Here is a 19,830-nt window from a genome sequence, read left to right on the forward strand (position 1 = left end):
TGTTTTATTGCAAATAATAAATAGTCTCTGATTTGCTAGATTCTTTCACATGCCTTTTCGATTTGATGTTTAACAAAATTCTTTTTAAATGGAATTCGGATAGGCAGAAGGGTAGTACTGTTGGGTAGGTTACTGCAAAATTATAATGATAAATATCCTTTTAATATGCATTGCGAAAGTAAGAGGAATTTGGGAGTTACCTGTGTTTAAGAGGACTGGACTGTTTCTTTCAGTTTCGAAAACATATTCACTAAGAGTAATACGATTGAGCCGAGGAACATCCCAAGAACCAAGGTGAATATTGGCCCGACCAACCAGGAATACCAGTTATGCGCTGGCCAGCTATTAACGACATTTTCGGCGGCAACTTGTAGGTGATGAAAATATTCAATACCGTGCACGAGAATACCACCACCTACTAAGAACATGGCTGCGGTGCCCAGAAAAGATAAGCTCTTCATTAGCTTTGGTGCAAAGCTAAGTAAACCGTTACCAACCTTCTCCCTGACTTTCCCTCGAAAACCAGATTTTGGATTCTGCAGCAAATAGACCCCGAGATCGTCAATTTTAACGATACCGGCAACCAACCCATAAACCCCTATGGTCATCAATACCGCGATTAATGATACAACGGTTGCCTGGTCTATAAACGCGCGGTGTTGAACTGTGCCCAAGGCAATAATGATGATTTCAGCCGAGAGGATAAAATCCGTTCTGATCGCGCCTTTAATTTTGTCTTTTTCATACTCGACCAAATCGATATTGTCATCCACCAGGGCGTTAATATCTTTCTGGTGCTGTTCATCGTCATGGTCACCCTGCAGGTTATGATAGATTTTTTCTACCCCTTCATAGCAAAGGTAGGCCCCGCCGATTATGAGTAATGGAGTAATTAGGGAAGGCAGAAAAGCGCTAAGAAGTAGGGCCGCAGGAACTAAAATCAGCTTGTTTACGAAAGAGCCTTTGGCGACCGCCCAAACCACAGGAATTTCTCTGTCAGCCTTTACTCCGCTTACCTGTTGCGCATTTAGCGCCAGGTCGTCGCCAAGCACTCCAGCGGTTTTCTTAGCCGCGACTTTGGTCATCAGGGCGACGTCATCCAGCGCTACCGCAATTTTATCGATAAGGGCGAACAGACTTGAACCTGCCATAATATGTTTCCATTTTACATTGCAAAAAAAAGCCCTTAAGTTTTGGCTTAAGGGCTCAGTATTAATTCATAAATGCGTCGATTCGACTTTTGATACCAGGAGCATCGATTCCCAGTTCCTGATGAATTTCAGGCTGGGTTCCGTGTTTTATAAACTCATCGGGAATTCCGATATTTAACACGGGTGTGGTTAATCGCTTAGCCTGCAGATATTCATTTACCGCTGAACCGGCACCACCGGCGATAGCATTATCTTCAATGGTTACCAGATAATCGTGATTATCGACAAGTTGCTGCACTCTATCTTCATCCAATGGTTTTACAAAGCGCATATCAACCAAGGTTGCATTCATTTGTTCGGCAACTTTTTTGGCTTCGGCCAACATAGTGCCAAAGGATAGAATTGCCACTTTTTCGCCCTGCAAAATGTCTTTTGCTTTACCAATTTCGATGGTTTCATCGATACCAGGTAGTTCAGCTCCTGTGCCACTGCCTCGAGGGTAGCGAACCGCTGCAGGTCGTTGCAGTTGATGACCGGTGTTGAGCATTAAACGGCACTCAGCTTCATCCGATGGCGTCATAATGACTAGGTTCGGGATACAGCGCATAAATGACAAGTCAAAAGCGCCCTGATGAGTAGGGCCATCGGCACCGACAATACCAGCACGATCAATGGCAAATAGTACCGGCAGATTCTGTATCGCCACATCGTGAATTAATTGATCGTAGGCACGCTGTAAAAAGCTAGAGTAAATGGCCACTACCGGGTTGTAACCACCAATAGCAAGGCCAGCTGCAAAGGTTACTGCATGTTGTTCGGCAATCGCTACATCAAAGTATTGATTCGGAAAACGCTGACTGAACTCGACCATGCCAGAGCCTTCGCGCATTGCTGGGGTGATTGCCATGAGCTTTTCATCCTGCTCAGCGGTTGCACATAACCAATCGCCAAATATCTTTGAGTAGGTCGGTAGGCTTGGCTTGCTCTTTGGTAATGAGTTACTGGCTGGATCAAATTTAGGTACTGCATGGTAGCCAATAGGATCCTGCTCAGCCTGCTCATATCCTTTACCCTTGCGAGTAACCACATGCAGAATCTGCGGCCCTTTCAGGCTGCGCATATTGCGAATGGTATCTACCAGGCCGTTAACGTCATGACCATCAATCGGTCCAATATAGTTAAAGCCAAGCTCTTCAAAGAAGGTGCTCGGTACTACCATGCCCTTTAGGTGTTCTTCGGCTTTCGATGCCAATTCTTTTATCGGCGGAATGGATCCTAAAATGCGTTTACCACCTTCACGCAGGCCAGTATACAAACTACCTGATAATAATTTCGCCAGGTGATTGTTAAGCGCGCCCACGTTTTCAGAAATCGACATTTCATTATCGTTTAGTACAACTAACAGGTCTTTGTGGATATCACCACCATGGTTTAGGGCTTCAAACGCCATACCTGCAGTCATCGCACCATCGCCTATTACCGCGACAGTTTTACGGTTTAACCCTTCTTTTTCCGCTGCAACAGCCATACCTAATGCCGCAGAAATTGATGTCGATGAGTGTCCGACGCTTAATACGTCATACTCACTTTCTTCTCGCCAGGGAAACGGATGTAATCCGTCTTTTTGACGAATGGTATGAAGTTGGTCGCGACGACCAGTAAGGATTTTATGGGGATATGCCTGATGACCTACGTCCCAGACTAAATGATCAAATGGCGTGTCGTACACATAGTGCAGGGCAACGGTTAATTCGATAGCGCCGAGGCCTGATGCAAAGTGGCCACTGCTTTTACTCACGGAATTAAGTAAGTATCCACGTAATTCATCACTGATCTGCTTTAGCTGATCCTGGGGGAACTCGCGCAATTGTTGTGGCTTATCAATTTGCGCTAACAAAGGATAATTTTCTAGATCAATAGTCATAGATTCTTTCAATTAATGGTCACGTTCAATGATAAACGTGGAAAAATTCGCTAAATTCTGTGTATTGTAGGGCAAAGCGTCTAAAGCGTGAAGCGAATTAGCATATAACTCCTGCTCTTTTTGACGTGCCCCCTGAAGCCCCAACAAGGCTGGGTAAGTCGATTTGTTGGCTTCAATATCTGACCCCGAAGGTTTACCAAGAATATCTTCGCTGCTGGTGATATCAATAATATCGTCATGTACCTGATACAAAAGACCTGTTGTAGCCGCATATTGTTCAAGTAATCCAATGTGAGCCGGATCCATATCTTCAACGCATAGCGCTGGCATTAAAATCGCAGCCTGTAACAAACAACCTGTCTTTAATCGATGTATTTGCTCTAAATGCTCTAGCTCAACGCTTTTATCGGTAGCGGCAAGATCCATCGCCTGACCACCGCACATGCCCTGATAACCAGAAGCGAAGGCGAGTTTTCGCACCAATTGGATCTGTTGCCCAGCATTAACGCCGATAAATTTGTGGTTGGATAAAATTTCAAAGGCCAGGGTCTGTAAACTGTCACCGGCTAAAATAGCCGTAGCTTCATCAAATTTACGGTGGCAGGTTGGTTGTCCGCGGCGCAAATCATCATCATCCATGGCTGGCAAATCATCGTGCAATAACGAATATGCATGGATACATTCCAGGGCCCCGGCAATCGCATCGATGTCCGGTAATGCTACACCCAACATTTCACCGGTTGTGTAGGCAAGAAAAGGGCGCATCCGTTTGCCGCCAATTAGCAGGCCATAATTCATCGCTGCCAGTAAAGTTGGATCATTAACCTTAAGTTGATCGAGTTGCTGTTTTAGGAAGGAATCAATGCGAGCCTGATAACTATCCAGGTTTGCTAAAGTTGCCACTAGCTATCGGACTCCGTATCCGTAAACGACTGCAAATCAGCGTCTTCGTCGCTACTCATCAAAATTTGAATTTTCTGTTCCGCTTTGGCTAACGTTTGCTGACTATGCTGACTCAGCGCCAATCCTCGCTCGAATAGTTTCATTGAATCTTCTAATGATAGATCCCCTTGTTCCAGCTGAGCGACGATGGTTTCTAACTCGGTCATCGACTCTTCGAAACTTAAGTTTTCCGGCTTCTTCTTGGCCATAGGTATCCTGTTACTTTGCTAACTTTTCTACGGATTTTCGGCATTCTAACCTGTATAGCGATGAAGAGGAAGTTATAGCATTTAGGAAGGTGGGAGGTGGAAGATATAAGGTGGAAGTGTAGAGCGTTGTTAAACTTATACCTTTTTGCATTAGTTAACATTCCTTAAACATTTGCAAAAGTGTATCTTCACAGGCAATTATCAGTCGGTTGTGTATAATACGGGGATTTAAAGCTTAACTGGCATTATCAATGAAATTTATTGTTAAATTGCAATCGGAAATCACCATTAAATCGCGTCCGGTTCGCAAGCGTTTTACCAAAATCCTCGAGTCCAATATTAAGAATGTTTTACGTCGTGTGGACGAGCAGGTACGTACCAAAATTAACTGGGACAGCATTGAAGTGACCAGTAAAAATACCTCGGAAGAAAACCGCCAGTTATTAATTGATACATTAAAGTGTGTGCCGGGTATTCCGCATTTTCTTGAAGTACAGCAAAGCACCTACACCGATGTTGACGATATCTTCAAGAAAACGCTCGCTGTTCATGCCCAGACCATTGAGAACAAATCCTTTTGTGTTCGCGCTAAGCGCACCGGCCAGCATGACTTTACCTCATTGCAGATTGAGCAATATGTCGGTGGTGGATTAAATCAGCATGTAGATTCAGCAAGAGTCCAGTTACGCAAACCTGATGTGACCATTCGCATTGAAGTGAATAAAGACCAGCTATTCATTATTTCTGAACGTCATGAAGGTCTTGGCGGTTTCCCAATTGCCACCCAGGAAGACGTATTGTCACTGATGTCAGGTGGTTTTGATTCTGGTGTTGCCAGTTATCAGATGATCCGCAAGGGCGCGCGTACCCATTTCTGTTTCTTTAACCTTGGCGGTAGTGCTCATGAAGTGGGTGTTAAGCAGGTAAGTTACTATTTGTGGAACAAATACGGCGCCTCGCATCGGGTTAAGTTTTTTGCGGTTGATTTTGAGCCTGTGGTTGCCGAAATTCTTGAGAAAATCGATAACGGCCAAATGGGCGTGGTGTTAAAGCGGATGATGATGCGCGCGGCATCAATGATTGCCGAAAAACGCGGTATTCAGTCGTTGGTCACCGGTGAAGCCCTGGGTCAGGTCTCTTCGCAAACGTTGACCAATCTGAATGTTATCGACCGGGTAACGGAAACTCTGATTTTGCGTCCATTAGTTGCCATGGATAAGCAGGAAATTATCGATATAGCCCGGGAAATCGGTACCGAAGATTTTGCTAAAACCATGCCTGAGTACTGTGGTGTAATTTCCCAAAAGCCTACGGTAAAAGCGGTTCTGTCACGTATCGAAGCCGAAGAAGGCAACTTTGATATGGATATTCTTACCGATGTGGTAAGTCGTACCAAGATCCTTGATATGCGCGATATCGCCATGGAAACGGAAGAAGAAGTGGCTACGGTTGATAAAGTCGAAACCGTCGATAGTGCAGGGCATGATAACGTGGTTATCGATATTCGTTCTCCGGAAGAAGAAGATGCTAATCCGTTGGAACTCGACGATATCGAAGTCCATCACATACCGTTTTACAAGCTAGCGACTCAGTTTGGTGACTTGCCGTCTGATAAGACTTATTTGCTTTATTGCGATCGCGGCGTAATGAGTAAACTGCAGGCCTTATATCTGCACGATAATGGCTTTGATAACGTAAAAGTTTACCGTCCGTAAGAGATTTTAACGCCCGATAAACAAAGCGTTATTTGCGACGCTAATAATAATAATTAACGCAAATGAAAAAGCCTTCCTGATGGAAGGCTTTTTTGATCCTCTTTCACCTGAGCGAGAGGTTTTTATTCAGGAGTAAATTCTAGAGTGTACTTTGTCTTGCCTGGTAATAGCGGCGAGGCGACACCTTGCACCCAGTCTTCATGGCCTTTGCCATAAAATGGTGATAATGGGTGACCTGATTGCGAAGAAGGCATATGGAAAATTGCCTGCTCTTCATGGCCAGGAGATACCACCATACGTTGCGAGGATCCAAAAGCAACCCCCTGTACACGCGGCATAAATGTATCACCACGCACCGCATCTTTTGGCATATCTAACAACCAGCCTAGGGCTGGAATGGCTTTTGATAATGGATGCTGAATGTTGGTGGTGTTGTGAGCACCCCAGGTTGCGTTATCAATAGCACCATATTTTTCAACCAGCTCATCATAGGTAGAAGCTGCGATTGATTGGCTAAATGCCGTCCAGCTCTCAAAGCCCTCTGGCAATAAATGTTCTGGCTGTTGCATCAGCATTTGCCACATCGGTACTTCCACCAGACTTCTGATAGGGCGGAATGACAACGGAATCGCATTTACATCACCCGCGGAATTTATCATCTCGTGCAATGGCGCAAATAATTCATCCCTTACATTTAGTCGAAATTGACGGACAAACAAATAACCGACCGAGTCGATCGATGCTCTGGCCTGCCAATCGTTCAAGTGCTTCACAAGCGGCGCGTAGTTTTGCTTGCTTACAAATGCTTCGGTTAATACCGTCTCCATCAAATAGTTATGCCAAGGCGCTAAGAACACCGCTTTGTCATCGTTTTGAATGTCTAATAAGTCTTGTTCGCTAAATTCTTCAATGGCCATCAAACCATCGCGGATTTGCTGGCTACGAGCACCGAGTGCATAACCACCGTTACCTAGTTTTTGATACATTTCACCACCAACAACGCGGCTGTTGCCTGTCCAAAGACGGTTATTTTCAGGGTTTAATACCACAGGGTATTCTTCGGATGTAAGGTAACCGGACCAACCGATATCCCCAGTACTCCAGTCTTGAGGCACTGCCCAACCCTGACTACCGGTATTATCGAGACCGAACTTTCTTGGTATGGCGCCGGCGATAGTCCAGGCGATGTTTCCATCTTTATCACCGACCATCAAATTTTGTGCTGGGATACCTGCGGTGTGTGCGGCGGCAATGGCCTGTTCAACGTTTTGCGCATATTCAAGGCCAAACAGGTTGAAGTTAACGCCTTGTGGATCGTGAGCCACCCAACGCATGGCGAGCAAGTTACCTTGATGATCTACACCGATAACCGGGCCCCATTGCGTTAACTTAATATCAATTGACGCGGCATCACCCTCTTTTATGTTGATGGTTTCCTGCTCGACAACAAATGTCTTGTAACCGTCTGGAGTTAAATATTGATTACCATCTTCTGATACCACAAGTTTGATCAAATCATTCCAGTCGCCATAGCTATTGGTGAAACCCCAGGCGATGTTGTGGTTACTACCAACCACAATCGCAGGAGTACCTGGTAGAGTAACGCCATCAATAGCGACAGCTTTACCGTTACTGTTATAGCGCAGGCTGGTTCGATACCAGATATTTGGTACACCAATTCCTAAGTGCATATCATCGGCAACAATGGCGCTGCCGGTTTTTGATACCTTACCGGATACGGCCCAGTTATTACTGCCTTTAAAGCCTTCCTGGTTATCAGGAAATAAAGTGAATTCCTGAGCTTGTTGGCTTTTAGAACGGTTGGCCGCAGAGGTGAATACTTGCTGTTGCGGAATATTGGCGGTGGCAAACGTGGTGCCATCAACTGCTGCATCCCAGTTAGAACCTTTAGGAATTAAAAACTGAAACGCATCCGCAGATAACAAATCAGACATGGCGCCAAGTAACAATTCTCTGTCACCGTATTCATATTGCAGATCCATATACATGGAATACAACGCTAGCAAGCTGTCTTCGGCGAGCCAGGGTTTAGGCTCTGCGCTTAAAAGCGCATATTCAAAAGGTCTGGCACCAAGTTCACTTAAGCCCTGGTTAACACCCGCGGTATAGCGTTGTAAAATCGCGGTCTGCTCATCTGTTAGCAGTTTTACAAATTGGCCGACGCGTTTTCTGAACTGATGGACGCGAATTTTCTTATCGTGGTTTAATGCCAGAGCGCCAAACAGCTCGGATAATTCACCCGCCGAATTCCTGCGCAGCAGATCCATCTGGAAATAACGTTCCTGGCCGTGCAAGTAGCCAAGCGCAAAACTCACATCTTCGCGGCTTTGTCCTGAGACCTGAGCAATACCTTGCTCATCTCGGGTTACCGTAACCGGCTGGATGATTTTACCAGCGACCTTGCCATCAAGTTGAGGCAGGCTTTGTCGAAAATACAGATAGATAGCGGCGATTGCCACCAACAAAAGGATGAGGATTATTTTTATCGATTTAACTAACAAGTTAGCCATCAAGTTACCTTTAATTTTATTGTCTTTGGTCTTACCCTCGTTATGAGTACCTGTCCGGGAAGGCCATTAACTTTATTATTTGAAGTGCAGAATAAAACATCACAACGACCGCCTGAATTTTGCGGCAGTAAGAAATGGGAATACTCTTTGAGGTAACCACTGTATTGAATAGCGATTAAAAATAGAAGTAAAAAATGACGAATTGTGGCTAATTGGCAGGCAATTGTAGCAATTGGTCGTGAAAACAACGTTGAGTTGCAAAAAAAAAAGACGCCGTTAAGCGTCTTTTCGAGATTATAATCCTAACACCATTTTGCCTTGTTTAAAGACAATGTCGACGGGTATTTTAGCTTCTTCCAGTTTTGCTAAATCGGCGGCAAGCGCTTCTTTGATCATCCCCGATTCATCCATTAATTTGCCAACGCCTTCATAGTCACCGTCGCCCTGTAATGTCAGGATCAATTCAGACAGAGAATCGATAGCAGCGGTCATCTTTTCCATATCGACGCGATATAAGCCATTCTCGTCACGTGAAAATGCGCCGTTTTCGGCAAAGTAATTAAAGCGAACCATATTCGCTTTACCATGAGCACTGGTGGCGCCAAAGCGAACCGAACGGAATATACCGGCCATAAAGGTGGTGTAGTAATCCTTTAGCTCACCTTCACTAATAACTTCTTCAGCCAGTAATTGACGTACCATGTAAAGGCCAAGGATATCGGCTTTGCCTTCTTCCAGTGCCGAGGCATGTTCTTTCAAAGCCTGGCGCACCGTGCCTTTATCATTAATGGTGTTTTTAATGCCTAAGCCATGGGCGACTTCGTGGAACATGGTATTGGCAAAGAAAGCATTGAAAGTAACGTGCTTGCGATCGGCTTCGCTGATCAGTTGCTCGGAAATTGGCACCATGATGGCATCAAACTTAGCACGCATGGCGTTTTTCAGTTGCAGGCGGCGCGTGCCTTTCTCAAGCTGCACTTCTTCGTCATTAGGTAAGTTAATGGCGATCGTTTTACCACCAGCGTTGGAATGGCCGGCATAATAAATAACATCATAGGCATTTAAATCTGCATCTGAGCCGGGAACTTCTTTTTTATAAGCTTTTTTAACCGGTAAGTCTTTTTGAAGTTTCGGTAAATATTCCGCATATTTTGCCAGCTTTTCGCTCCAGCTCATATCTTTTATCAAGACATAAGATTCAAAGGCGCTGCGATAACCGAACAATAAATCTTCATAGGTTTCAATAGGGCCGATAACCACATCAATGGGGTTGGTTTTCATATCCATCCAAGCCATATCTGACGCCTGATATTCGTCGCTACGCAGGGCATCGGCACGCATTTTCAGGTAATTGCCAAACGACTCATCATCGGCGAACGTCGCGGCTTTTTCTAAAATCGCGGCAGCGCGGTTAATGTGATCGGAATAGGCCTCGGAATAGGGGATGGAGAACAGGTTGCCTTCTTTGTCTTTGCGCACCAGCGTGTACAACGAGGTTTTTCCGTTAAATTCCGCTTTTTCAAACTCTTCCTTGCTCATATCCGCAGGATAGAATTGCGCACCTTCCGGTTTGCTTTCCACGGAAGTTAAAAATGGCTTATCACCATCGAGGCGATCCCAGGGGCCGTAATTGATTTTTACAAACCGTTTAACTTCAGGGTCTTTAATTTGTTTGAGTAAGTCTTTTTTACCTTCACCGTAGGCCTGCAGCCAAAACAGCTCATCCATAATTTTTGAAGCATCGATAAGCAATGACAGCATCTTGCGTTGGTTGTCGCTTAAGTGAGTAAGATCGGCATTGAGTTCAACTTCCTGATAGATATTCAGGCGATCTTTCGCTTCCGGTTTTAAATTGAGTGGTTGCGCAAATGCGCCCGCGCTAAAGGCACTAATACCGCTGGCGAATACGATTGCCGCACTCAAACGTGATAATGATTTTAAAGCCATCATGACATAACTCCATGGTAAATATTGTCGGCTTGTGACGATACATTCAGACTCGGTCTTGTGGCTAAATCCGCTTGTTATCATCTTTTGTTAAGGCGAAAGACTAGAAAATTATTAACACAATAGCAACTTATACCAATCCCATTAAGTTTGTGCACAACTCAGAGTTAGGGCAGAGGTTCAGTTACAACATAGATTTTATTGATATAGTCACTCTATATTAATGAAATATAGGGCAGTAAATGGGCCTCTCACTAACTCCCTACGGGTGAGTTTTAAAGGCATTTGGACTACGTTACTGATTTTGGCTTATTTTGAGAGCGGAATAACCATTCTCTGCAATCAAAGCCTTGTCTAAAAGCCTTTAAATTCTCACTGAGTGAGCGATAATTTAATGGGATTGGTATTAGCGCGCGTGAACCTTGCAAATGGCTGAATAAAATTGAGCAAAGTACTGATATTTAGGTTAACTTATTTAAGACCTACTGAAACTAGTGGGTAGACGTTTCGATAATTGAAGAGGGAAAAGCTATGAAACATATTGTGATTTCGTTTTTAGGCAAGGATAAGCCCGGTATCGTTGATACTCTGGCGAAAACGATTAAGCTGCATCACGGTAACTGGCAGACCTCAAGTATGCGTAAGTTGTCGGGATTTTTTGCCGGTATTTTGGAAGTATCTGTCGATAACGAGCACAGTGAGAATTTACTGGCAGCGCTAAAAGATATTGAAGGCCTGTCTATTTCCACCGAAGTAACAGAGCCAGTATCACTTGCCGATGAAACCATTCGCCTTGATCTGACCGCTAATGATCGTATCGGTATTATTGGTGAAATTTCATCAGTGATTCACGCCCAGGGCGGTAACTTAGTCAAACTAGTAAGCACCCAGGGTAACGCTCCGCATTTTGGCCAAAAGCTATTTAAGGCCACTGCCACCATTGCCATTACTGGCGATGATCATATCGATTCTTTGGTCGGCGCTTTGGAAGGCATTGCCGATGATCTCATTGTTGATGTGGTGGTGAATTAGCACTTCATAAAACCAAAACGGGAACAATTGTTCCCGTTTGTAAATTTATTTAGTACGTATCGTAAACGATACTTCGAGTGCGTGACGGAAAACGTCACTTCGGGTACACAATCAAAGATTGTTCCGAGTACGCGACAAAAAACGTCGCTTCGAGTGAGGTAAGCTTCGCTGGTGGAAGGTGGAAGAAAAAGCAAAAACTCTTGCGTCATACCGTGATACTACACGGTATCTCAGGCGTGAGATGAGTGTCTCTTAAGTGCCACAAGCGGGAGTTGAAACTCCCTGAGTACGTATCGTAAACGATACTCCGGGTACGTGACGGAAAGCGCCACTTCGAGTACACAATCAAAGATTGTTCCGGGTACGCGACAAAAAAACGTCGCTTCGAGTGAGGTAAGCTTCGCTGGTGGAAGAGGAAGGTGGAAGAATGCATCAAAAAACTTTGCGTCATTCCCTGATACTACAGGGAATCTTGACCTGGGCCGAATGTCTCTAGTGTGCCAAAGGCGGGAGTTAAAACTCCCTTAGTACGTATCGCAAACGATACTCCGGGTACGTGACGGAAAGCGCCACTTCGAGTACACAATCAAAGATTGTTCCGGGTACGCGACAAAAAACGTCGCTTCGAGTGAAAAGCAAAAACCTTGAGTCAATAGCTGAAGTTACCACTTTCTTTAGAAGAGGACTGCGTCGGTTTTGGCCATGGATGGCTTATATGCAGAAAATGCAGGAGCAATTTTCTGTGAGGACGCTGTCGAAAAGGTTTAAATTCGTCTTTGCGGCGTAGGCCGTAATCTCGTTTTTCGGGATGGTATTTCAAAGTGGCTGAATGACTTTAGTGTGCCAAAGGCGGGAGTTAAAACTCCCTGAGTACGTATCGTAAACGATACTCCGGGTACGTGACGGAAAACGCCACTTCGAGCACGCTGATGTCATCAGCTCCGAGCACACGCTATTCCTAGCAAAAGCAAAAACCCCTGAGTCATACCGTGATACTACACGGTATCTAGGTCGAGAGCCGAACGTCTCTAAAGTGCCATTTGCAGTCATATGAAATCTAATTATTTCTCGCTTGAAAAGATGTATTCCAAAACTTTCTTGGTGAAAATAAAAGTCCTAAAGAAAAAGCCCACCACCACATCATAGAGTTTATTAAAGCTGTTACCCCATAATTACCTAAATTATTTCGAATATATAAATTCAAGCTTGAAAATCCAATTGAAGCAATTGAAATTAGAGCGATTATTAAGATTATTTTTTCTCTAGAAAACTTTAATTTCCATACTTTAGACAAGCAAAGCAAAGTCACGACAGCACCAAATATACTTGCAAAAACAATTGCAAGAAAATCGTTTACTGGTTTAGGTAGAAATACTAAAGGAGCAGATGCGAAAGTTGAAAGAACATTAGAAACTCCTAGCACTAAAGTTACTAATTCAAACCTCCAAAACTCAGGCTTAACTTTTAATGAAAACCATAAAACGGCCGAGTAGAGAAAGCCTGCTAAGAAGACAGTAACTAATGCTATCTCATCGTCCATATAGGTAAACAGTGACAGGCAAGATAAAAGAGCCGTTAATATAAACAATCTCTTCGAATCAAAGTAATCATTCATTATAGATTCTTCCTTATGACTGCTTGTCGCTCATCACGGCCGTTGGCCGTTTAGTCAAAATACCGAATTAGCTTGTATGATGCAAACCCGTAAAAAGATTTTTCAAATCAAACAAAAAAGCCACCTGACGGTGGCTTTTAACATATAAGGCATTAATCGTTATCGATTAAAGAAGACCTAGCTTCTTCATTTCTTTCTCAGATACTGATGCAGGAAGAGGGATATAACCATCTTTTTCTACAATCTTCTGGCCTGATTTAGAAAGAATCATTTTTAAGAACTCAGCTTCTTTTGGAGCAAGTGGCTTGCTAGGGTGCTTGTTCACATAAACGTATAGGTAACGAGATAGTGGGTAATCACCTGAAGTAGCATTTTCCATGTTAGCTTCTACGTAATCAGTACCTTTTTTACTTAGAGGTAAGGTGCGAACGCCAGAGGTCATATAACCAATACCTGAATAACCGATGCCGTTTAAAGAAGCAGAAATTGACTGTACTACAGACGCAGAACCTGGTTGCTCGTTTACGGTGTTTTTAAAGTCACCTTTACAAAGGGCTTTTGATTTAAAGTAACCGTAAGTACCAGATACTGAATTACGACCATATAACTGGATGTCTTTACCTTCCCAGTCGCCTGTCAGACCAAGGTCATCCCAACGGTCGATATCTTTTTCGCCTTTACATTTACGGTTGCTTGAGAATATCGCGTCAACCTGCTGAATGCTAAGGCCTTCGATTGGGTTATCTTTGTGTACAAATACGGCAAGCGCATCAATCGCTACACGAACTGGCGTTGGTTTGTAACCGAATTTCTTTTCAAAAGCTTCAATTTCTTTTGATTTCATCTTACGGCTCATTGGGCCAATGTTTGAAGTGGCTTCGGTAAGAGCTGGTGGCGCAGTAGATGAACCTGCCGCCTGAATTTGAATGTTAACGCTTGGGTAATTGCGCTTAAACTCTTCTGCCCAGAACGTCATCATGTTCGCAAGAGTATCAGAACCAACAGAAGAAAGGTTGCCGGAAATACCGCTTACTTTCTTATATTCAGGTAGGTTTTCGTCCAAAGCCAAAACCGATTGGCTGGTAAAAGTGGCAACAGCAAAACTTACCGCTGTTAATACTCGTTTAATAGTCATTGTATTCTCCAAAGACTTATCTCGATTAAAAATTTCAAAATCATCTTAAAAAAGAAATATGACGCTTTTATGACAACGGAAAAAAATTAAAAAAACTTTTATACAGGTATGGCAGGATAAATCAAAGATTCCTTTATATATGACCAACAGGAGTCATTGTCGTAAAGCTTTATGTTAAAAAAAAGTAAACCTTCACAAATCTATCAAAAAATGCAAAAAAAATTCTACATTGTCACAAAAGTGTCATATTCCGATGTCACAATGCGCTCAATTAAAAATTACTAGGGATTGTTGAACTCTCGAGTGCAATACATCCCACCTTGCTAATAAATCTTTTTAGGGTAGCGCAATGAACTTAGTAAAATCTTCTACAGCTTTTGCTGTACTAACCGCTCTTTCATCAACCGCAATGGCTGAGACCGAATTTTACGGTAAAGCTAATGTAACTGTTCAACTTTCAGATGAAGGTGAAGGTAGCTTCTCAGAAGTTAAGAGTAACGCATCACGTTTAGGTGTTAACTCGCACTATGATATCAATGATGATTTAAAAGTTATCGTTAAATTTGAAGTACAGGTTGATGTAGATGGTGAAGGTGACGAGAACATCTCAGGCCGTAACCAATACGTAGGTTTAGAAGGAAGCTTCGGTAAACTAGTACTAGGGAAGAACGATACTGTAACGAAACAGTCGCAAGGTAAAGTTGATTTATTCAACGATATGGAAGGCGATATCAAAAACATCTTTAAAGGTGAAAACCGTCTTCGCGACACCGTAACTTATAAAACGCCTAAGTTTGGCGAGTTCCAGTTAGGTCTTACTTACGTAACTAACGGTAGTGCAAACGAAGATGATGAAGGTATCAGTGCGGCATTATTCTACGGTGACAACCAACTTAAGAAAACCAACTGGTTTGCTTCTGTTGCTATGGACCGTGACGTTAAAGGTTATGACGTAAATCGTGCAACGGTTTCTACCAAGCTAGCTGGTGTAACTCTTGGTGCAATGATTCAGAACCAGGAAGATTTAGAATCTGGTGAAGAAATGGACGGCTACTTCGTTTCTGCGAAATACAGCATTAACGACTTGGTATTGAAAGGTCAGTACCAAAGCGGTAACTTCGAGTTAGAAGAGACAGGTTTTACCTCTTCTGATGATGCGTCTGGCTACACCGTAGGTGTTGATTACAAGCTTGCTAAGAACGCTAAATTAATGGCTTTCTACACGGACTTCCAGTTCGATGATGCGACTGACCGCAACTACTTCGGTACCGGTATCGAATATAAGTTCTAAAATAAGTTTTATATAAGTCCAAAAGAAAAGCCGCAACAATTGCGGCTTTTTGCTTGCTAAAATTAGTTGCATAAATAATGATGTTTTTATGAATGCTGTCATAAAAGTGTCACGTTCTGTTGGCAAAATGTACTAAGTGTTTAGTGAATGAGTTTGTCAGGAAGGAATATGAACCGACAAATATTAGTAGTTGAAGATGAAACTCCAATTCGTGAAATGATCACCTTTGTGTTGGAGCAAAATGGTTTTAATACCATTGAGGCCGCTGACTATGAAGAGGCAAAAGCCTGTTTAGTTGATCCACTTCCCGACTTAGTATTACTGGACTGGATGCTGCCTGGTGGCAGCGGCATTAAAATTGCCAAAGAAATTAAGCAACAGGAATATACTCGCGATATTCCGATTATAATGCTCACTGCCCGCTCTGATGAAGACGATAAAGTGAAAGGCTTTGAAATTGGTGTTGACGATTATGTTACTAAGCCGTTTTCGCCGAAAGAACTTATCGCCCGTATTAAAGCGGTGATTCGCCGTGTTGCGCCGACTGCGTTAGAAGAGCTAATTGAGTTCAAAGGCCTGAGCTTAGATCCGGTTTCTCACCGTGTTGCTATCAATGATAAACCCATTGATTTGGGGCCGACTGAGTTCAAAATGCTGCACTTCTTTATGACCCACCCCGAAAGAGTTTACTCGCGAGAACAATTACTTGATAATGTTTGGGGTACTAATGTTTATGTTGAAGACCGAACCGTTGATGTGCATATCCGACGTTTGCGCAAATCTATCGCTGGCAATGGCCACGAGGAATTTGTCCAGACAGTGCGTGGAGCTGGTTATCGATTCTCCAGCAGGGTAAATTAATCAAATATGATCTACCGCTTTTCACTAAAGCAGTTTTTTAGTCGAGTTTTAACTGTCATTAGTTGTCTTATCGTAGTTGGTTTACTGCTTGACCAGCTGCAGTTGGTTCTGCTGATTGGAGCGGTTATCGCTCTAATCTGGAACTACAAACACCTGCTTAAGCTGATCAATTGGCTATGGCAGAAGAATCTAATATCCCCACCTGAATCCACAGGTATCTGGGGCCACATTTACGATGGCATCTATCGTAGGACTCAAAAATATCGGCGCAAACAGCGCGATCTCAATGCCCGCATTCGAGAATTTCGTGATGGCGCCGAAGCCTTGCCTGATGCAGCTATCGTCCTCGATCTTGAATACTGTATACGCTGGTCAAACAAAAAAGCGAGCTATCTATTGGACATTCGTTGGCCAATGGATAATGGTCAGCGAATTACCAACCTGGTGCGTTCACCAGAACTAGCAAACTATATTGGCAAGGAAGACTTTTCCGCGCCTTGCTCGCTGGTTTCTCCTGACAATGAAGACCAACAACTAGAACTGCGTTTCATGCCCTACGGTGATGAGCAATACCTGATGCTGGCGCGAGATGTCAGTCAGCTACGCCGGGTTGAAAAGATGCGAAGCGATTTCGTTGCTAATGTTTCCCATGAGTTGAAAACGCCATTAACTGTGGTTCGCGGCTATGTTGAGATGATACAGGAAGACAATGATTTTTCCGACCACTGGTCGCGCTCTTTTGACACCATAGAAGAGCAGGTTACCCGTATGGACAGGTTGGTTCAGCAATTATTGATTTTGTCCCGGGTTGAGGTTAATGCCGATATCGATATCCGGGCTATGGTCAATGTTCCTGAACTTATCAATACACTAATCGACGATGCGTCGGTATTGAACAAACATAAGCAACATCGCTTGTCCTTCGATATTGACCCCTCGCTGGGGCTAATGGGCAATGAGTCTGAATTGAAAAGTGCTTTCAGTAACTTATTGGTAAATGCCATCAATTACACCCCAGAAGGTGGCGACATTAAAGTGAGTTGGCAGCGAGTCGGCGAACATTGTGTTTATCAGGTTACTGACTCGGGAATCGGTATTCGTCAGGAAGACATAGACCGGTTAACAGAGCGCTTCTATCGAGTTGATAAATCGCGTTCCCGAGATACCGGCGGTACCGGACTTGGCCTTGCCATCGTAAAGCATGTCGCCCAACATCATAACGCAAAGTTGCTGATACAAAGCACCTTACACAAAGGCTCCACATTTTCGATTGAGTTTCCCGCTCAGGACAGTTTTGTCATTGGCGAAAATTACCCGAAACAGAAGAGTATTTATTAAATCTTCTTAAGTTTCATGTTGGTAATGCTGAAATTAAAGGTTAAGTATTTATTTTATTATCAACGTTTTCGACAACCCAGGGAGTTTACGATGGCCTATGTAGATGGATTCGTGCTGGCTGTACCGCGCGATAAAAAGCAAGAATATATAATACCAATCCCACTAAGTTTGTGCACAACTCAGAGTTAGGGCCGAGGTTCATGTACAACATAGATTTTATTGATATAGTCATTCTATATTAATGAAATATAGGGCAGTAAATGGGCCTCTCACTAACTCCCTACGGGTGAGTTTTAAAGGCGTTTATCCTGCGTTACTGATTTTGACAATGGAAATAACCATTCTCTGCAATCAAAGCCTTGTCTAAAAGCCTTTAAATTCTCACTGAGTGAGCAATAATTTAATGGGATTGGTATAAATGCAAGTGAAGCTGCAAAAGTATTTAAAGAATATGGCGCAATTCGCGTTGTTGAATGTTGGGGAGATGATGTTCCCGAAGGCAAACTCACGTCGTTTCCCATGGCGGTAATATGTCAGTGCGATGAAATCGTTTGTTTTTCCTGGCTTACCTGGCCGTCAAAAACATTCAGAGATGAACATATCGAGAAAATTATGAACGATCCGCGCCTGCAACCAGAGAATAACCCGATGCCATTTGATGGTAGCCGAATGATTTTTGGCGGATTCGAAGTTATTGTTGATGTGTAGTAAAGCAACGTGAGTGTTAAACACATTTAATGGTTTGCACATAAGTCGTTTCTTTATGCGGCTGTACCGTTATATTTTTTTACGCACCAGGTAAAAATATCCAACCCAATACCAGGTTGATCACGGTAATAATAAACGAAGCCACTAAGGTTGTGCCGAAGCTTTCTATTTCAAAATCGTCGAGCAGTTGATCGGTTAGCCAGAGTAAAAACGCATTTAAAACAAATACAAATAAGCCGAAGGTGAGAATGATCAAAGGCATGGAAATGATCACTAAAAACCAATACAAAAGGATATCGGCGATAGAGTAAACAATTGCGACAACTACTGCGGTCCAGAAGCTTTTTAAATGAATGCCGGACATCATCTTCGAAACTAAAAAAATAGATATACTCAACAGTAAGATATTGGTTATGATGCCCATCTCAAATCCTTCTCAATAAAGATCCCCAGTATTTCCATGAAAGGGGACAGGAATACGTCCATGTGGTTTAAGAACTTATATATTTTTGCGTTTACTCGTCCATTTACCATAAACGAAGAAGAGCTTGAAAGCCAACTTCAGGAAAATCAGTTTCGCCCTTGTGGTAAAACCGAATTGTCTCATTTTGGCTGGAGCAATGCGTTAGGAAAACATGGCCAGCGCCTGATACACCATGCCAATGGTTGCTATCTGTTATCTGCTCGCAAAGAAGAGAAGATTCTTCCAGCTTCTGTGGTAAAAGAAGCCTTAGATGAAAAAGTAGAGCAGCTGGAGCAAGAACACTCCCGTAAGGCTACCAAGAAAGAAAAAGAGCAGTTTAAAGAAGATATTACCTTTGAATTGTTGCCACGCGCATTTTCCAGAATTAGCGACACTCAAGGATATATTTGTCCTGAGAAAAATATCATCGTTATCAATACCTCTTCTCGCGGTAAAGCCGAAGATTTCCTGGCATTGTTACGTAAATCATTAGGTAGCCTGCCGGTAACCTCATTCGCGCCAGAAACCGGTGCCGAAACAGTAATGACCAGCTGGTTATTAGAGCAGAACTTACCAGAGCAATTCCTGATTGGTTTTGAAGGTGAACTAAAAGCGTTAGGCGAAGATGCTGCGGTGATCCGTTGTAAGAACCAGGACTTATTATCCGATGAGATCCTGGCGCATTTAAACACCGACAAGCAGGTAGTGAAAATTGCGTTTGATTGGGACCAAACCCTATCTTGTGTGCTAGCCGAAGACTTAAGTGTTAAACGCGTGAAGTTCTTTGACGTTATCCATGAGCAAAATGCGGATATCCCTAAAGATGACATGCTAGTGAAAATTGACGCCGATTTCACCTTGATGACGGGTGAGTTAAACCGCTTTATCGACGATTTACTGGCGCAGTTTGGTTTGCGTACAGATAGTTACCTGGAACAGGAATAAGGATTTAGACTTTAGTCGCTTAT

Annotated in this window: 16 protein-coding genes; 7 read left to right on the forward strand and 9 right to left on the reverse strand. The window is 43.3% G+C overall.

Annotated features, from left to right (window positions below; all coding sequences use genetic code 11):
- Positions 1 to 206 precede the first annotated feature (206 nt).
- The 4 genes from FNC98_RS04925 to xseB all read right to left on the reverse strand — a co-directional run bounded on the left by FNC98_RS04925 (position 207) and on the right by xseB (position 4,226).
- Positions 207 to 1,151 (reverse strand): DUF808 domain-containing protein, encoded by a 945-nt coding sequence (locus tag FNC98_RS04925; protein ID WP_143580213.1) that lies wholly within the window; start codon positions 1,149 to 1,151, stop codon positions 207 to 209.
- A 61-nt stretch (positions 1,152 to 1,212) separates the two neighbouring features.
- Entirely contained in the window at positions 1,213 to 3,075 is a 1,863-nt protein-coding gene (gene dxs, locus FNC98_RS04930; RefSeq protein ID WP_143580214.1) for a 1-deoxy-D-xylulose-5-phosphate synthase, read from the reverse strand.
- Positions 3,076 to 3,087: 12 nt separating this feature from the next.
- On the reverse strand, positions 3,088 to 3,978 hold the full coding sequence (ispA, locus tag FNC98_RS04935; RefSeq protein WP_143580215.1) for a (2E,6E)-farnesyl diphosphate synthase: 891 nt from the start codon (positions 3,976 to 3,978) through the stop codon (positions 3,088 to 3,090).
- Positions 3,978 to 4,226 (reverse strand): exodeoxyribonuclease VII small subunit, encoded by a 249-nt coding sequence (gene xseB, locus FNC98_RS04940; protein ID WP_143580216.1) that lies wholly within the window; start codon positions 4,224 to 4,226, stop codon positions 3,978 to 3,980. The genes ispA and xseB overlap by 1 nt, the downstream gene beginning before the upstream one ends.
- A gap of 251 nt (positions 4,227 to 4,477) precedes the next feature.
- Here xseB and thiI point away from each other — a divergent pair, with 251 nt between their 5' ends.
- Positions 4,478 to 5,941 carry a tRNA uracil 4-sulfurtransferase ThiI gene (gene thiI, locus FNC98_RS04945; protein WP_143580217.1) on the forward strand — a complete coding sequence of 488 codons (1,464 nt, stop codon included), beginning with the start codon at positions 4,478 to 4,480 and terminating at the stop codon, positions 5,939 to 5,941.
- Positions 5,942 to 6,063: 122 nt separating this feature from the next.
- Here thiI and FNC98_RS04950 read toward each other — a convergent pair whose 3' ends face one another.
- Positions 6,064 to 8,472 (reverse strand): penicillin acylase family protein, encoded by a 2,409-nt coding sequence (locus FNC98_RS04950; protein ID WP_143580218.1) that lies wholly within the window; start codon positions 8,470 to 8,472, stop codon positions 6,064 to 6,066.
- Positions 8,473 to 8,766: 294 nt separating this feature from the next.
- Positions 8,767 to 10,419, reverse strand: a complete 1,653-nt coding sequence (locus FNC98_RS04955) for a dipeptidyl-peptidase 3 family protein (protein ID WP_144035459.1) — start codon at positions 10,417 to 10,419, stop codon at positions 8,767 to 8,769.
- A gap of 531 nt (positions 10,420 to 10,950) precedes the next feature.
- On the opposite strand from FNC98_RS04955, the gene FNC98_RS04960 reads away from it, so the two are divergent.
- Complete coding sequence (locus tag FNC98_RS04960; protein WP_143580219.1) at positions 10,951 to 11,451, forward strand: glycine cleavage system protein R; 501 nt, start codon at positions 10,951 to 10,953, stop codon at positions 11,449 to 11,451.
- A 1,057-nt stretch (positions 11,452 to 12,508) separates the two neighbouring features.
- Here FNC98_RS04960 and FNC98_RS04965 read toward each other — a convergent pair.
- Positions 12,509 to 13,066 (reverse strand): hypothetical protein, encoded by a 558-nt coding sequence (locus FNC98_RS04965; RefSeq protein WP_143580220.1) that lies wholly within the window; start codon positions 13,064 to 13,066, stop codon positions 12,509 to 12,511.
- 166 nt (positions 13,067 to 13,232) lie between these two features.
- On the reverse strand, positions 13,233 to 14,201 hold the full coding sequence (locus FNC98_RS04970) for a PstS family phosphate ABC transporter substrate-binding protein (RefSeq protein WP_143580221.1): 969 nt from the start codon (positions 14,199 to 14,201) through the stop codon (positions 13,233 to 13,235).
- Between the two features lie 349 nt (positions 14,202 to 14,550).
- On the opposite strand from FNC98_RS04970, the gene FNC98_RS04975 reads away from it, so the two are divergent.
- The 4 genes from FNC98_RS04975 (at position 14,551) to FNC98_RS04990 (ending at position 18,399) form a co-directional block, all read left to right on the forward strand.
- A complete protein-coding gene (locus FNC98_RS04975) occupies positions 14,551 to 15,492 on the forward strand; it encodes a porin (protein WP_143580222.1) in 942 nt (313 codons plus the stop codon).
- 168 nt (positions 15,493 to 15,660) lie between these two features.
- The gene (gene phoB / locus FNC98_RS04980) at positions 15,661 to 16,353 is read left to right on the forward strand and encodes a phosphate regulon transcriptional regulator PhoB (RefSeq protein WP_143580223.1); all 693 of its coding nucleotides are present in this window, start codon (positions 15,661 to 15,663) and stop codon (positions 16,351 to 16,353) included.
- Positions 16,354 to 16,359: 6 nt separating this feature from the next.
- Entirely contained in the window at positions 16,360 to 17,691 is a 1,332-nt protein-coding gene (gene phoR / locus FNC98_RS04985) for a phosphate regulon sensor histidine kinase PhoR (protein ID WP_143580224.1), read from the forward strand.
- Between the two features lie 414 nt (positions 17,692 to 18,105).
- Entirely contained in the window at positions 18,106 to 18,399 is a 294-nt protein-coding gene (locus FNC98_RS04990; RefSeq protein WP_409574575.1) for a DUF1428 domain-containing protein, read from the forward strand.
- Between the two features lie 79 nt (positions 18,400 to 18,478).
- Here the strand turns inward: FNC98_RS04990 and FNC98_RS04995 are convergent, their stop codons facing one another.
- Positions 18,479 to 18,823: a phage holin family protein gene (locus FNC98_RS04995; protein WP_185968066.1), complete on the reverse strand. Its 345-nt coding sequence runs from the start codon at positions 18,821 to 18,823 to the stop codon at positions 18,479 to 18,481.
- A 60-nt stretch (positions 18,824 to 18,883) separates the two neighbouring features.
- Between FNC98_RS04995 and rdgC the strand changes: the two genes are divergently transcribed.
- Positions 18,884 to 19,807: a recombination-associated protein RdgC gene (gene rdgC / locus FNC98_RS05000; RefSeq protein WP_143580226.1), complete on the forward strand. Its 924-nt coding sequence runs from the start codon at positions 18,884 to 18,886 to the stop codon at positions 19,805 to 19,807.
- Positions 19,808 to 19,830 lie beyond the last annotated feature (23 nt).

It is taken from the genome of Thalassotalea sp. PS06, from assembly GCF_007197775.1.
Lineage (GTDB): Bacteria > Pseudomonadota > Gammaproteobacteria > Enterobacterales > Alteromonadaceae > Thalassotalea_A.